We start from the raw sequence: 14,131 nt of genomic DNA, 5'->3' as shown, positions 1-14,131 counted from the left end.
AATGAATCGAACATGAATGGCTTTCTCAGATGCGGTTCAAATGAACTTTGTTTTAATCCATTACGTACTTGAACCACACAGGAATCATAAAATGAAAAAAGCATTTTTTACCACAGCAGCAGTTATGACCTTAGTATCCAGCATCGCGGTCGCCAAAGATTACCCGCACAATACTGGCATTCAATTCAATGGCCCAGTTGAAATCAGTAAGGTGGCAGATTTACTCCAAGAAACCAGTATGTTTAGCGAAAAACATGTGGTGGTGGAAGGTAAGTTCGTCAAGCAGTTAAATAACGACACGTTTCTCTTTTCAGATGGCAGCGCGGAGGTACAAGTCGAGCTCGATGGCAAGGTGCATTTGACTACGCCGATCAATGAAACCACGCAGCTAAGATTGTTTGGTGAGTATGAAGGTGGCAAAATACCAGAAATCGAGGTGGATCAAATCGTTATACTCTAAGCCACACGGCCATCGAATTTAAATTTGCGCCCAAATGCTGGTATGCTACTGATTTTCATCGCCTATACTTATTTGGCCTGCTAATTGCAGGCTATTTTTGTCATAATGGATCGTTATTTTTTTGGCTTCGGAGATCACATGCTAAGTAGAGCTCTCAAAACGGCAATGTTGGGTGTATGTACTTTGCTCCCAATTGCAGCAAGTGCAAACAACTTTAATTACAACATGTTTGAGGTGCGCATGGGTTCGAGCCCTGGAACGTTTGGGGCTGAATTTAATACCTACTTCACTGAAAATACACACATTGTCGCGCGATTTGACAGTGAATTTAGCGGTGACTGGGATCTCGCGGGGGGCATTGGTTTTAATGGACCAATGGGGCAATTTGCCGATATTTACGGCCAAATGCTTCTGCACAACGTGAAATCAGACTCCAGCGATACCATTGGTGATGAGTGGAAAACCGAAATTAACATTGGAAGCCGCATTTGGTTGATGGAAAATATTGAAGTTCATGGCCGCGTTGGACAACTTATTTCTAATGATGACACGGCCTCCATCATTGGTATCGGTGCAAGATTCCACTCAACGCAGCAGCTTTCGATAGGCGCCGACATTCGTAATAACGGTATTTACGGCCATCAAATATTGATGTCAGTACGATTCCATTTCTGATCAGAGCATAAAAATCGAAGGGACCGTGTTGGTCCCTTTTGCTATTTGCTTTGCGGTTTATCCTGAACATACTTGCGTGAGACATCAACAACGGCCACATCTTTGAAGAAGCTGCGTCCGAGTAGCATTGGGTAACTAAGATGCGTTCTGTCTGTTAAGGTAAACTCGGTCTTTTCTTTGAGATCGCCGATTTGAATCCAAGCTAAAACGACCGGACGGCGCTGCGTTCCTTCTGCACTCGATTGACGAATTTTAACCCAGCGCTCCACAGGCAGAGCAATCTCTTTACTCTGAATACCGTCATGTTCGATTTTGAATTTAACCCAATCTTTGCCGTCACGTTCAAAATCGACGATATCAACGGCGCTAATGGATGAAGTAGTTGCCCCAGTATCAATACGTGAACGAAATGCTTCTTCTAACCCAGGCACATAAACCCACTCTTTTTCACCGAGAATCAGCTTACCATCTGAGGTTTTTTTCGCCTTTAACTCAATAACGGGTTGTTCCGCCTCGATGGGTTCAGGCTGTTTGGTTACCTGTTCGACGGTTTGTTCTTTGTTGACTTCTGGCTTATTTTCGACCTTATTCTCTTGTATAGGTGCTGTAACACACGCACTCAGACCGCCGCAAAGTAGTAAGGGTAAAATAAGTTGACAATTCTTCATCTAATCACCTGATTTAACGTTGTGAGACTTTAACTATCGCATCAGCTACGTAAGGAATGTCCTTTTCTGTCAGGCCAGCGATATTAATTCGCCCATCTCCCACCCCATAAATTCCATATTCTTCACGCAACGTTCCCATTTGCTCTGGTGAAAAGCCTAGCACAGTAAACATCCCCTTGTGGCTTTCAATAAAGTCGAATTGTGACGTATTGTGCTGATTTCTCAATTCATTACACAAGGTTTGACGAAGGTTTAACAAACGTTGCTGCATTTCACTCAGTTCTTGCTTCCACAATGTGGTTAATGCTTGATCTTGCAGCACAGTTTTTACCAAAGCGGCGCCGTGATCTGGCGGCATGGTGTACGTGGCGCGAGCCAGAGTCATGAGTTTGCCCTTGGCATTTTGTGCAGCTAGTGCACTTTGACCAATGACAATCGCAGCGCCAGTACGCTCACGGTATAAACCAAAGTTTTTCGAACAGGAGGTGGTGATAAGCATCTCTTCGACTTGATTGGCCATGTATTGCAGACCTTTCGCATCTTCTTCCAGACCATCCCCAAAACCTTGATAGGCGATATCGACAAACGGCGTAAAGCCATTTTTCACGGCCAGTTCGGTAATCGCTTGCCAAGCGGAAAAATCAATATCGGCACCTGTCGGGTTGTGACAACAACCGTGCAGCAGCACGACATCATTCACACCAGCCCCTGCCAAATCTTGCAGCATGAGTTCGGTATCGACCTGCTTAGTCAGTGGACTAAAGTAGCGGTAATACTTGACCTTGAGACCCGCCGCTTCCATAACAGGCTTGTGGTTGACATAACTTGGGTTCGAAATCCAAACCGTGGTATCTGGCTGAGCCACTTTCATCAAATCGCCCAACATACGTAGCGCACCACTCGCACCAGGAGTCTGAATTGCGGCCACGCGATCCAGTACCGATGTGCCTTTTAGCAATAGGTCCACCATCGATTGGTTGAACTCTTCACAGCCAGCGAGGCCTACATAAGATTTGGTTTTTTGTGTATCAGCGACGATATGCTGCGCCTGAGAGACTGCACGCATGATAGGCGTTTCGCCTTGGCTATTTTTGTAAACACCAATTCCAAGGTCTACTTTTTCGCTACGAGGATCGTTACGAAAAGCGACGGTTAATGAAAGAATTGGATCTAAAGCTGGTGTTGGTAATTGAGAAAACATGAAAGTCACAACCCTTTGAAATTCAAGTGATGGAAGTCATCCTGATAGGAAGATAAAACTTAACATCAAAGGATTGTGAAGACGAAGCAAATTTTTACCTTGCCAATCAATTCAGTGAAAAAAACCAAAACGAGCAACATTTTATTAACATAAAAAGCGCAGATAGAGTTTTATGCTAGTACAACCGTTGTTTCACAGAGTAAAGGTATGAATGATTTGATTCGTACTGCCTCGCCATTTCAAGCTGGGGTCTGCCTTGTCTTGCTCAAACTTACCGTCGATTAGGGTATCGATATAGCCAAGGACTTCGCGTTGCGCGGTATCGAGTTCATCTAGGCAGTAACCTGTCCACAACCAGATATCTTTGCCTTCACACTCCGCTCGAACGCGTTTTACCAAGTGCAACACATCGGCCACGTTGGCAGGATGAAGCGGATCGCCACCCGAAAGCGATAACCCGCGTCGAGCTATCCGCGTATCATTGAGATCGGCGATGATTCTGTCCTCCGCCTCTTGGGTAAAAGGCGATCCAGAATCTAAACGCTGCGTGGATTGATTGTAGCAGCCACGGCATTGATGGACACAGCCCGAAACAAACAGCGTGCAGCGCGTTCCCGGTCCATTCACAACATCCACCGGGTAATATTGGTGATAGTTCATCACTGACCTTTTCAAAGGGCAGAGCCAACTCATGTAAAGTTGACTCCCTATCCTTTTTTACAACTAGAGATGCTTGACTCGACGAATCACTTCTTCTTGCTTGCCGAAGTTGAACGGCCGTGCGTCTGGGCTGCCTAAATAACCACACACCCGGCGAGTCACTGACACTTTTGAGGAATCATGGTTACCACATTTCGGGCAGGTGAACCCTTTGCTGGTACAGTCAAATTCTCCGTTGTAACCACACTCGTAGCACTCGTCGATGGGCGTATTGGTGCCGTAGTAAGGCACTCGGCTGTAGCTGTAATCCCACACGTTTTCCAACGCTTCAACGTTGTTTTGCATGTTTGGAAATTCGCCATAGCAGATAAACCCGCCGCTGGAAATTTCCGGATACGGCATTTCGAAATCGATCTTATCGTAAGGGTTGACTTTTTTCTCTACATCCAAATGAAAACTATTGGTGTAGTAACCTTTGTCGGTCACGCCTGCAATCACGCCAAACTCTTTGGTGTCAATTCGGCAGAAACGGCTGCACAGGTTTTCACTTGGTGTGCCATAGAGGCTAAATCCATAACCAGTCTCTTCTGTCCACAGATCCACAGCCGCTTTCATGCGTTTAACAATCTCTAGCGCCTTTTCACGCAGACTCGTGTCGTCATAAACATGCGTGCCATCACGGTAAAGGGCATTGATCGTTTCATGGATGCCAATGTAGCCAAGGGAAATAGACGCTCGCCCGTGTTTGAAAATATCGGAAATCGCTTGGTCAGCTTTCAAACGCACACCACACGCCCCTTCCATGTAAAGAATCGGCGCAACACGCGCTTTAACATTCTCTAAACGGCTAATGCGCGTTTCTAAAGCGCGACGGGCTAGCTTCAGTTTCTCATCCAGCAATTGATAAAAACGCTGCTCATCACCAGCGGCTTTGAGTGCAATACGTGGCAAGTTGAGGCTCACCACACCGAGATTGTTACGCCCTTCATGGATCAGTTCGCCATTTTCTTCGTAAGTGCTTAAAAAGCTGCGACATCCCATCGGTGTTTTGAAAGAACCGGTCACTTCAACCACTTTGTCGTAGTTAAGGATATCCGGGTACATGCGCTTAGAAGCACATTCTAATGCCAGTTGTTTGATGTCGTAATTAGGATCTGCTGGTTTATGGTTGAGACCATCTTTGATAGCAAAGACCAATTTAGGAAAAACGGCAGTTTTGCGATTTTTGCCCAGACCCGCGATACGGTTTTTCAAAATTGATCGCTGGATAAGTTTCGATGCCCAACTGGTGCCAAGACCAAAACCAAAAGTGACAAACGGCGTTTGCCCGTTGGCGGTGTGTAAGGTGTTCACTTCGTATTCCAAGGATTGAAATGCGTCGTAGCACTCTTTTTCGGTACGAGCGCGCGCAAAACCTTCTGGTTCATAGATATCCCACTCACGCGCGATGTCGAGGTGTTTCTCATAGCTGGCCATCACATAGGGTTCAAGCACTTCATCTATGCGGTTAATTGTGGTTCCGCCGTAAATATGGCTGGCAACCTGAGCAATGATTTGCGCGGTGACTGCTGTCGCGGTGGAAATCGACTTTGGCGTGTCAATTTCTGCGTTTCCCATTTTAAAGCCGTGTGTCAGCATGCCCTTCAAGTCTATCAACATGCAGTTAAACATAGGGAAAAAAGGTGCGTAGTCTAAATCGTGGTAGTGAATATCGCCCTCTTCGTGTGCCTGCACGACATCTCTTGGCAAAATATGCGTTTTGGCATAGTGCTTGGCGACAATACCTGCGAGCAAATCACGCTGAGTTGGGATGACTTTACCGTCTTTGTTGGCGTTTTCATTAATGAGGTCAACATTGCTCTCTTCAATCAATCCTTCGATTTCTCGCGTCAGCGTACTCTGTTTTTCGCGTGCAATATCACGATCATGACGGTACTCAATGTAAGCTCTGGCAAGCGACTTGTAAGGGCCTTGCATCAGTTCATTTTCAACCAAGGTTTGGATTTCGTGAATGTGAACTTCGTCGTGATCTTTTAGCTGCAATTCAACCGCTAAGGCAACGTTAAGGGCATAAATGGCGATTTCTTTATCCACATGCTCGGCAGCCGCTTCTACCGCAGCTTGAATACGATCGCGGCTAAATGGAGCCCTAGAGCCATCACGCTTGATTACGATTGGTTTCACTTTCTTCTCCTTACCCTTAGCATACTCACAGAGTTATCCACAAACACACTATATAGGGTTATTTTTTATCCGACTGGCACTATATGTTGTGGCGTATTTAACGAAAAGCCGCCGCCCTGGGTATTGATTTTGATCAACAAAAATGGGGTATGGATTAAGATCAAATCGATCTTGTTGGCACCGGTCTCAGTTAGGAAGAAAAGCGTGAAAATTGCAAAAATGTGCTCTTTTCTGCTTGAAATTTTTTGAGCTCTTATAGGATAAAGGGTTGCCGAATGACTTGGGAATAATAGTGATGAAGAAACGACTCAGTATACTTTTTTTGATTTATTTTGGGTTACCGTTGTCTGTTTTAGCCCACGCCGCAGGCACAGTGCATATTTCCACCTGGAATATGCAGTGGCTCAGCAGCGTGCCAACCAAGAAGATGGCTGAAAGCCAACGACAAGCAGAGGATGTGGCGAAAATGGCATTCTATTTTCAGCAAACCCAAGCCGATATTCTCGCTTTCCAAGAGGTCAACGACATCAAAGCGATACAACAAATCGTCGGTGCCGATTACCATGTGCGGCTCTCTGATCGCGCTAGCCCTCCCTTTCGCCGCCATCAATTTGATGACATCAACCAATACACGGGTTTCGCGATTAAAAAAGAGATTCCCTTTGAAGATCCACAAGAGATTGTTCTAGATACTCAGGCCAATAGCAAACTGCGATTTGCCGCGTACGTAATTATTAAGCAGGCGCCTTATGCGGATATTCACTTGCTAAACGTGCATCTGAAAGCGGGTTGCAGTCAGGGCGTCCGCATGAATGGTTAGAATTTAGTCATTGACTTAAATCCAGCAACTAAGACTTGCTCCAAGAAGCCGGGGTTCATCATGCAACGTTTCTGCTTCATTGGCACACTAATTTTGCTTGGCTCAGCTCTTAGCATGTTAAGTGCCATGTGTCTTAAACCTGCCAAATTTTCAGCCGCGTTTTGTCGGTAAATCTGACAAGCGTCTTCTCGCATGCTCACATCTAAAATCCAGTGCATTGACTCTATGCCCCAGTGGGCTCGAATGGCATTTCCTGCCTGCTCCGCGGTCAGGTCTGCTGAACTTATGTAGTAGCGGTACTCCAACTTTGGCGCTTTACCTTTGGCTACTCGGTAATTTTCAACCATGACAATACTGGTGAGTCCGCTCCACGTTGAGAAGTCACCCTCTAACTCACTAGCCTTGAGTACATGGCAAGTACGTGCTTCAACGCGGCCTTTTTGTTTCTCGATTTGATAGGTGGTTTTGTCAATTGGGGCACGGCGGTGTGGGGCGAAGGCTGTCTGTATGGCTGCCGACAACTTGCCTTGATTCCCCTTTACTGCCAACAAGTAATCACCGCCCTTGCTAGTGATCGCCTTGGCAATCTTGGTCTGGCAGGCCATCGCATCAATCGTCACGATAGCTCCTCGCAAGTCGAGCATCTTAATAAGCTCTGGAATCGCGGTAATTTCATTGCTTTTATTGTTGGTTTTGAGTTGACCCAGTACCATTTGGTTAGCACTTGCATAGGCGCTCACCATATGGATGGTGCTTTGCCTGTCGTCTCTATCGTAGGAGCCGCGCAAAGTCTTGCCATCAATGGCAACCACCTCACCAAACGTCATGGTATGTACCGCATTCATCCAACCCAGGAAGCAGTCGCGAAACTCGGCAGGATCAATATTTGCAATCAAACGAGCAAAGGTATCGTCGACAGGCACACCGTTTTCAAACAGCCCCTGTTTAAGAAACCACTCATGGTGGCCAAGAACATATTCACGAATGTCAGTCCAGCCTTGACCTCCGGCTATCACGGCACAGATAGACCCAAACAAAATATCAAACAGAGGATAATCAACTTTTGCACTTTGCCGTTTGTCACGGATGATACTGAAATGCGCTTTGATGGTATTAATATTCATGGTCGCTCCCCAAAAGAAGAGCATAAGATCACAGACCGTGCTTCAGGTCAAATTTAACCTTGCGTTGTACAAGAAATGTTCATGATCTTGCCCTGGGGTTGCAGTGGTGCATTTAAAACGACGGAAGCTTGCCAGACACTCAAACGACAAGGCAAACAATTGGCAAAGTGGATAAAGAGCAGAGAAGCGCAAAAACAACACTATGTGATTTTAGGTGACTTCAACCACAACCTCGCCTATGCGGGCGATTGGCTCTATGAAATCTTGGCAGATTCTGGGCAATTTCGCTTGGCGTCTCAGCACAGTGAAGCGTTATGTCAGGTGCGTTCGAAAAGGCAACCGAGCAAAACTCACCGTTTTCGATCTTTGATCGATCACATACTCGTCAGCCATTCCCTGACATCGTCTGAAGCCAAACAGACGCGCTTTGATAGCCTTGATGTACTGCGTTTTCAACTTAGCGACCATTGCCCGTTGAGCAGTACGCTTACTCTTAACCACCCAAAATAGACGAGGCCCTGTTGGGCCTCGCTAGTTAGTCGACATAGCCAATTAATGGCTGAAGCGTTTTCGCATAAAGGTGAAATAAAGCACTGGAATAACAATCAACGTCAGGATGGTTGAGACGAAGATGCCGAAAATCAGACTTATCGCTAAACCGTTGAAAATCGGGTCGTCGAGGATAAAGACTGCCCCAATCATAGCGGCCAGCGCGGTCAACATAATCGGTTTTGCCCGCACCGCCGCAGACTGAATCACCGCTTCAGCGAACTCAACGCCTTGTTCAACTTGCTGGTTAATAAAATCCACCAGCAAAATGGAGTTACGCACAATAATCCCGGCAAGGGCGATCATGCCGATCATCGACGTCGCGGTAAACTGCGCGCCCAGCAAGGCATGACCGGGCATGACACCGATAATCGTCAGCGGGATCGGTGCCATGATGATCAACGGCACCAAATAGGATTTGAACTGCGCGACCACCAACAAGTAGATCAACACCATTCCGACTGCATAGGCAATTCCCATATCGCGGAACGTTTCATAAGTAATGGTCCATTCACCATCCCACATGATTGAAATGCCTTGCAACCCATCTGGCTGGTGGATGTAGTACTGATCGAGCGTCATCGCTTGGTCGAGCTCGCCAGAGAGATTAAACATGCCGTAAAGCGGGCTGTCGATCTCTCCCGTCATATCAGCCACGACCATCACCATCGGAACAAGGTTTTTATGCACGATGTAGTCTTCCATCTGACTTTGCGTGATCGAAACCAATTCCGTTAGCGGGTAGTGATTGCCATTTTGGCTGCTTACTTTGAGGTTCAACAGCTGCTCAAGACGCACTTTTGCCCCTTCCTGCGCTTGAATCATGACAGGCACAGGATACTTACTGTGTTCCGTATGTAGATACGTAATTGGTTTACCACCAACCGTCGTCGCCAACACGTCGACAATCTCACTGTACGGCACCATTAAACGAGCGGCCTTGCTGCGATCGATCTTCACTTGCCATTTCTGATGGATTTCAGGCAGATACATGTCCACGTCGACAATATCTTCGCTGTTTCTAAAAATGTCTCGCACTTGGCGAGCGGCTTGCGCTCGCAGCTCGGGGGTTGGTGCGTATACTTCTGCCAGAATTGGGGACCACACTGGCGGCCCTGGCGGCACTTCAACAACTTTCACTTTCCCGCCAAACTGGCTGGCGATTTGGTTAAGCACTGGGCGCACAGCACTGGCTATCTCGTGGCTGTCGCGATCCCGTTCACGGCGATCCAACAGATTGACTTGAATATCGCCTTGGTTAGCTTGGTTGCGCAGGAAATAGTGGCGCACTAGGCCGTTAAAGTTGATGGGCGCGGCATTACCGACATAAATTTGGTAGTTCTCTACTTCCGGCACTTTGGCAAGCTCTTGCCCTAATTCAAACAGTACGCGTTGCGTGCGTTCAAGAGAGGCGCCTTCAGGCATATCCAATACCACCTGAAACTCAGATTTATTATCAAAAGGCAGCATTTTCAATACCACAGCTTGCATAACTGGCAAGGCCACCGATCCTGCTATCAAACCTAAAACGCCCAGTAAGAGGAAAAGTCGATTTCTCGCTTGTTTCTCGGCCGTAATAAAAGGTGCCATGAGTTTATGGAAAATCGAATCCGCTTGATGCTCATTTTCATGCTTGCCCGCTTTAGGCATTTTCCCCGCCAGCCAAGGGGAAAGCACGAAAGCAACCGCAAGGGAGATCAGCATCCCCATTGAGGCGTTGATTGGAATTGGGCTCATGTACGGGCCCATTAAGCCAGAGACGAACGCCATCGGCAGCAGCGCCGCTATCACTGTCAAGGTGGCTAAAATAGTCGGCCCCCCGACTTCATCAACGGCAACCGGGATCAACTCCGACAGTTTCTTTTTGCCCATCGACATGTGACGGTGAATGTTCTCCACCACAACAATGGCATCGTCCACGAGGATACCAATCGAGAAGATCAGCGCAAACAGAGAGACGCGGTTTAAGGTAAAGCCCCATGCCCAAGAGGCAAACAAGGTGATCATCAATGTCACAATGATTGCGATACCAACGACCAAAGATTCTCGCCAGCCCATGGTCAGCAGCACCAGTAACACGACTGCCGTGGTGGCAAACGCCAGTTTACCGATTAAGGTGTTACTTTTATCGGCGGCGGTTTTGCCATAGTCACGGGTGATAGCCACGTCAATATCGGCGGGAATGAGCTGATTTTTCAGCACATCAATGCGAGCCTCCACCGTTTTGGCGACGTTCACCGCATTTTCCCCACTCTTTTTGGCAATCGCCAAAGTCACGGCTGGCGACAGAGTATGCTTATCACTGGTCCAAACGTTGTGTTTGGGTGTATCGACACCCAAAGCGATCTCTGCGATGTCTTCAAAGTAGACGGGCGATCCATTTTGTACACCAACCACGAGCTGCTTGACTTGATCAACTTGGGTTAGAAACTCACCAATCTGTAGCGGTAACTGTTGATTGTCATGGGTCAAACTGAGTGTAGTGGAACGTTGATTGGCAGAAGGAAGCGCTTGATTGAGTTGGCTGATAGTCACACCATAAGCATTCATTTTTACCGGATCGAGCCTAACATCCACGATAGTGGCATGCGCACCCACCGTGTATATGTCACGTGTGCCATCAATGCGTTTTAGCTCGGTTTCTAGCCCGTGCGCAATTTGAGTTAGCTGCTGCCCAGAATAGTGGCCATCTTTATCTGATAAGGTAATAGTGACGATGGGGACATCTTCAATACCACGCGGTTTGATGATGGGTTCTCCGACTCCAACGCCTTGCGGCATCCAGTCTTTGTTGGAATAGAGTTTGTTGTAAATCCTTACCACGGCATCGCTTCGCGTTACGCCAACCTCAAAGATCGCCACGATCATCGCACCATCAGGCTGAGAGAAAGAGTAAATTTTGTCGATACCTTGAATCTCGGAGATAACCTGTTCTGCCGGTGTGGTCACTAAGCTGGCGACTTCCTGCGGAGACGCACCGGGAAACGGGATATAGACATCGGCAAAAGTGACATCAATCTGGGGCTCCTCTTCTTTTGGGGTAACCACAACAGCAAAGATTCCCATCAACAAGCCAACTAAGGCCAGCAATGGGGTCATTGCTGAGTTTTGAAAGGCCGCAGCAATGCGACCCGAAATACCGAGTCGTTGAGTCATATTATTCACCTTTCACTTTGAGCAAATTGCTTACCACACGATCGCCAATTTCAAGCCCAGACAACACTTCATAGCTGTCCTCAAACTCTTGCCCTAGGCGTACCGGATTAAGGATTGCCTCATCGTCTTTAGTGAGTCGGTAGACGACGCTTAATTCAGCGCGACGCATAACGGCCGTTTTGGGGACCAGCAGGAGCTCCCTCTGCCCATAGACAAAACGCGTTTTCACCCAAGCACCTGGGGTAAAACCAAGTTGTTTTTCCGGTAAGTTGAGGCGAATAGTATGGCTGTGTGAACTAGGTTCTGCATAACGGAAAAGATTGTAGGCGGTTGGAGTGACTTTCTCGCCACCGCCATTGTCAATCGTAAACTGCGCTTCATTGTTTACCAGCGAGTAATAGTGCTGCGGGATCTCACTTTCCACTCTGAGCTCGTCCATCGAGAAACCGCTCAAAAGTGGCGTGCCCGGGGCCACGGTTTCTCCCAGTTCGACATAACGCTTGGTCACCACACCATCATAAGGTGCCGTCACGCTGGTGTAACCGAGAGACTCTTTTGCCTGAGCTACCGCGGCCTCAGCCGATTTCACTGCGGCAGCCGCGCTGCGAGCACGCGTTTCTGCTGCATCCATTTGATCTTGGGAAATCGCCCCTTTTGGCATCAATTGGCGAAAGCGCTTTACTTGTGCCTGCGCTTCTTTATTTTGTGCGACTGCGCTCGCCAATTGCGCCTTGGCCGCATCTAGTGCGGCCGATTGTTGTACTGCACTAATTTCCAATAGCACACTACCTTGCTTAACGTAATCATTCACATCCACATTGAGGGCGACCACGGTACCTGACGTTTGCGCGGCGACAGTACCTTGATTGACAGGCTGAACCACACCATCCAACACGATGGTCTGATCGACTTTAGTGAGCTGCGCGGTATAGACTTCCGCCATTACCGAGCTGTTCGTTGTGAGCAAAAGTGCGGCTGCCAACGCAGATTTTTTCAACCATTGCATAATCAAATCTCCCTGATTGTTTCTGTTACTCTAGCCGAGCTAGGCCAGCTCTGTTTTGACTTGACGCTCATTTCTAATACAGATCAGCAAGTTAGTTGTGCCTAAGCCGACCATCATTGCAGCAAAAAAGATCCAGATTTGAGGATTGCCCAATCCAAGACTCGCTACGGCAGGTCCGGGGCAAATGCCCGCCAATCCCCAACCAACACCAAACAGTGCTGCACCAGAAATCAGCCTTGCGTCCACTCTCTTTTGTGTCGATAAACAAAAGCTTGGCGCGTTGACTGGCTTGTTCTGCTGACGAACGATAAAAAAGTAGCCGGGCATAAACACCGCGAGAGCACCGCCCATCACAAACATCAAACTGGGGTCCCATTGCCCAGCCACATCAAGAAAGCCAATCACTTTAGCGGGATCAATCATCCCAGAAATAGCCATCCCCAAACCAAAAAGAACGCCTGCGACTAACGAAGTAAATCGAAATAGAAAGTTATTCATTGAGTTACGCCTTAGGAAATTAGATCAAATGAAGTCTGATAAACACCGTCACCGCAGCGACTAGCATAAAAACACCTGTCGCTACCATTGAACGCGTTGATAAACGGCCAATGCCACAGATACCGTGTCCGCTAGTACACCCGTTACCTAATCGCGTGCCGACTCCCACAACTAACCCCGCCAGCGCCAACATGAGTGAGGAGCCGCCTAAAGACGAAGCGACTGGAATATGCGCCATACCGAAAGTCACCGCAGCGACACCTCCGGCGATCATGCCGACAACAAACATTAAACGCCAAGCAAAGTCGCGTGATTTGGGGGTTAATAACCCGGTTAAAATCCCGCTGATGCCGGCAATTTTTCCATTAAGCACTAGCATGATTAATGCTGATAGCCCAAGTAAAACGCCTCCTGCTAACGATTCCCAAGGTACTACAAACGCCATATAACCCTCTCAATTATGGACAAAAAATGTTCTGTAAATTGCTAATTAACTGTGCTATCCGCACATCGGACAAAGAATAGAAAACCTGTTGCGACTCTTTTCTCGCTTTGACTAAACCGTGTTTTCTCAGCAGAGTGAGGTGCTGCGAGAAAGCAGACTGACTCAATGTTGAGCTCTGCTGCAATTGACCTACGCCAACTTCACCACTCGTCAACTGACACAACACCATTAAGCGTTCAGGATGAGCCATCACCTTCAGCAGTTCAGAAACCTCATGTGCACTACCGCGCATTTGCTCTAGATTTATTGAATCTTCACGTCGCATAGCCACCTCCTAAGTACATGATTTAGAGTTTACTGAATTACCATATTTAGTCAATTCTAATTTAGAGTATTTGAAATTAGATTAATTTTTATTAGACATATCTAATATTATAGATTAGAGTAACACCATCAATCACGTGGAGGTGACATCATGACGGTAGATAACGGAGTTCGTATCATTGCAGGCAGCATGGTTTTATTGTCGCTCTTGCTCACAACCTATGTGCATACTAATTTTGTATGGTTAACCGTATTTGTCGGCGTCAACTTAATCCAAAGTGCATTCACTGGATTTTGTCCGGCTGCCCTATTTCTCAAAAAACTTGGCTTTAAATGACGATGTGGCCGCAATAGCTATGCA

Annotated in this window: 15 protein-coding genes; 5 read left to right on the top strand and 10 right to left on the bottom strand. The window is 47.3% G+C overall.

Annotated elements, in window-relative coordinates:
- Positions 1-91 precede the first annotated feature (91 nt).
- Both I3X05_RS16965 and I3X05_RS16960 read left to right on the top strand, forming a co-directional pair.
- Positions 92-460 (top strand): YgiW/YdeI family stress tolerance OB fold protein, encoded by a 369-nt coding sequence (locus tag I3X05_RS16965; RefSeq protein ID WP_045570922.1) that lies wholly within the window; start codon positions 92-94, stop codon positions 458-460.
- A gap of 138 nt (positions 461-598) precedes the next feature.
- Positions 599-1,135: a hypothetical protein gene (locus I3X05_RS16960; protein WP_045570921.1), complete on the top strand. Its 537-nt coding sequence runs from the start codon at positions 599-601 to the stop codon at positions 1,133-1,135.
- A 41-nt stretch (positions 1,136-1,176) separates the two neighbouring features.
- Here the strand turns inward: I3X05_RS16960 and I3X05_RS16955 are convergent, their stop codons facing one another.
- The 4 genes from I3X05_RS16955 to nrdD form a co-directional block, all read right to left on the bottom strand.
- Positions 1,177-1,803 carry an ATP-dependent zinc protease family protein gene (locus I3X05_RS16955; protein ID WP_045570900.1) on the bottom strand — a complete coding sequence of 209 codons (627 nt, stop codon included), beginning with the start codon at positions 1,801-1,803 and terminating at the stop codon, positions 1,177-1,179.
- Positions 1,804-1,816: 13 nt separating this feature from the next.
- A complete protein-coding gene (locus I3X05_RS16950) occupies positions 1,817-3,004 on the bottom strand; it encodes an amino acid aminotransferase (protein ID WP_045570899.1) in 1,188 nt (395 codons plus the stop codon).
- Positions 3,005-3,196: 192 nt separating this feature from the next.
- Complete coding sequence (gene nrdG, locus I3X05_RS16945; protein ID WP_045570920.1) at positions 3,197-3,664, bottom strand: anaerobic ribonucleoside-triphosphate reductase-activating protein; 468 nt, start codon at positions 3,662-3,664, stop codon at positions 3,197-3,199.
- Between the two features lie 63 nt (positions 3,665-3,727).
- Complete coding sequence (nrdD, locus tag I3X05_RS16940) at positions 3,728-5,848, bottom strand: anaerobic ribonucleoside-triphosphate reductase (protein WP_193187727.1); 2,121 nt, start codon at positions 5,846-5,848, stop codon at positions 3,728-3,730.
- 343 nt (positions 5,849-6,191) lie between these two features.
- Between nrdD and I3X05_RS16935 the strand changes: the two genes are divergently transcribed.
- Entirely contained in the window at positions 6,192-6,668 is a 477-nt protein-coding gene (locus I3X05_RS16935) for a hypothetical protein (RefSeq protein WP_337971313.1), read from the top strand.
- On the opposite strand, the gene I3X05_RS16930 is transcribed toward I3X05_RS16935, so the two are convergent.
- Positions 6,665-7,792 (bottom strand): ISAs1 family transposase, encoded by a 1,128-nt coding sequence (locus tag I3X05_RS16930; protein WP_337970597.1) that lies wholly within the window; start codon positions 7,790-7,792, stop codon positions 6,665-6,667. The two genes, I3X05_RS16935 and I3X05_RS16930, sit on opposite strands and share 4 nt — an antisense overlap.
- A gap of 81 nt (positions 7,793-7,873) precedes the next feature.
- Between I3X05_RS16930 and I3X05_RS16925 the strand changes: the two genes are divergently transcribed.
- A complete protein-coding gene (locus tag I3X05_RS16925; RefSeq protein WP_337971312.1) occupies positions 7,874-8,302 on the top strand; it encodes an endonuclease/exonuclease/phosphatase family protein in 429 nt (142 codons plus the stop codon).
- A 42-nt stretch (positions 8,303-8,344) separates the two neighbouring features.
- Here the strand turns inward: I3X05_RS16925 and I3X05_RS16920 are convergent, their stop codons facing one another.
- Genes I3X05_RS16920 through I3X05_RS16900 form a run of 5 tightly spaced genes read right to left on the bottom strand, consistent with a single transcriptional unit; the run spans position 8,345 to position 13,771 of the window.
- A complete protein-coding gene (locus I3X05_RS16920; protein WP_337971311.1) occupies positions 8,345-11,497 on the bottom strand; it encodes an efflux RND transporter permease subunit in 3,153 nt (1,050 codons plus the stop codon).
- A 1-nt stretch (position 11,498) separates the two neighbouring features.
- Positions 11,499-12,503, bottom strand: a complete 1,005-nt coding sequence (locus I3X05_RS16915; RefSeq protein ID WP_425304503.1) for an efflux RND transporter periplasmic adaptor subunit — start codon at positions 12,501-12,503, stop codon at positions 11,499-11,501.
- 39 nt (positions 12,504-12,542) lie between these two features.
- Positions 12,543-13,001: a YeeE/YedE family protein gene (locus tag I3X05_RS16910; protein WP_193158015.1), complete on the bottom strand. Its 459-nt coding sequence runs from the start codon at positions 12,999-13,001 to the stop codon at positions 12,543-12,545.
- A gap of 19 nt (positions 13,002-13,020) precedes the next feature.
- A complete protein-coding gene (locus I3X05_RS16905) occupies positions 13,021-13,446 on the bottom strand; it encodes a YeeE/YedE family protein (protein ID WP_337971310.1) in 426 nt (141 codons plus the stop codon).
- A 13-nt stretch (positions 13,447-13,459) separates the two neighbouring features.
- A complete protein-coding gene (locus I3X05_RS16900; protein WP_337971309.1) occupies positions 13,460-13,771 on the bottom strand; it encodes an ArsR/SmtB family transcription factor in 312 nt (103 codons plus the stop codon).
- A gap of 150 nt (positions 13,772-13,921) precedes the next feature.
- Here I3X05_RS16900 and I3X05_RS16895 point away from each other — a divergent pair, with 150 nt between their 5' ends.
- Positions 13,922-14,107, top strand: a complete 186-nt coding sequence (locus I3X05_RS16895; RefSeq protein WP_039427445.1) for a YgaP family membrane protein — start codon at positions 13,922-13,924, stop codon at positions 14,105-14,107.
- Positions 14,108-14,131 lie beyond the last annotated feature (24 nt).

The organism is Vibrio navarrensis (genome assembly GCF_015767675.1).
Lineage (GTDB): Bacteria > Pseudomonadota > Gammaproteobacteria > Enterobacterales > Vibrionaceae > Vibrio.
Note: the sequence above shows the minus strand (reverse complement) of the source record. Positions and strands in the feature narration are given on the sequence as shown.

What these genes read in the sequence shown, in the direction of transcription:
- I3X05_RS16965 (WP_045570922.1), top strand. Translation starts at nt 92, where the DNA reads ATGAAAAAAGCATTTTTTACCACAGCAGCAGTTATGACCTTAGTATCC.
- I3X05_RS16960 (WP_045570921.1), top strand. Translation starts at nt 599, where the DNA reads ATGCTAAGTAGAGCTCTCAAAACGGCAATGTTGGGTGTATGTACTTTG.
- I3X05_RS16955 (WP_045570900.1), bottom strand. Translation starts at nt 1,803, where the DNA reads ATGAAGAATTGTCAACTTATTTTACCCTTACTACTTTGCGGCGGTCTG.
- I3X05_RS16950 (WP_045570899.1), bottom strand. Translation starts at nt 3,004, where the DNA reads ATGTTTTCTCAATTACCAACACCAGCTTTAGATCCAATTCTTTCATTA.
- nrdG (WP_045570920.1), bottom strand. Translation starts at nt 3,664, where the DNA reads ATGAACTATCACCAATATTACCCGGTGGATGTTGTGAATGGACCGGGA.
- I3X05_RS16930 (WP_337970597.1), bottom strand. Translation starts at nt 7,792, where the DNA reads ATGAATATTAATACCATCAAAGCGCATTTCAGTATCATCCGTGACAAA.
- I3X05_RS16925 (WP_337971312.1), top strand. Translation starts at nt 7,874, where the DNA reads ATGATCTTGCCCTGGGGTTGCAGTGGTGCATTTAAAACGACGGAAGCT.
- I3X05_RS16920 (WP_337971311.1), bottom strand. Translation starts at nt 11,497, where the DNA reads ATGACTCAACGACTCGGTATTTCGGGTCGCATTGCTGCGGCCTTTCAA.
- I3X05_RS16915 (WP_425304503.1), bottom strand. Translation starts at nt 12,503, where the DNA reads ATGCAATGGTTGAAAAAATCTGCGTTGGCAGCCGCACTTTTGCTCACA.
- I3X05_RS16910 (WP_193158015.1), bottom strand. Translation starts at nt 13,001, where the DNA reads ATGAATAACTTTCTATTTCGATTTACTTCGTTAGTCGCAGGCGTTCTT.
- I3X05_RS16905 (WP_337971310.1), bottom strand. Translation starts at nt 13,446, where the DNA reads ATGGCGTTTGTAGTACCTTGGGAATCGTTAGCAGGAGGCGTTTTACTT.
- I3X05_RS16900 (WP_337971309.1), bottom strand. Translation starts at nt 13,771, where the DNA reads ATGCGACGTGAAGATTCAATAAATCTAGAGCAAATGCGCGGTAGTGCA.
- I3X05_RS16895 (WP_039427445.1), top strand. Translation starts at nt 13,922, where the DNA reads ATGACGGTAGATAACGGAGTTCGTATCATTGCAGGCAGCATGGTTTTA.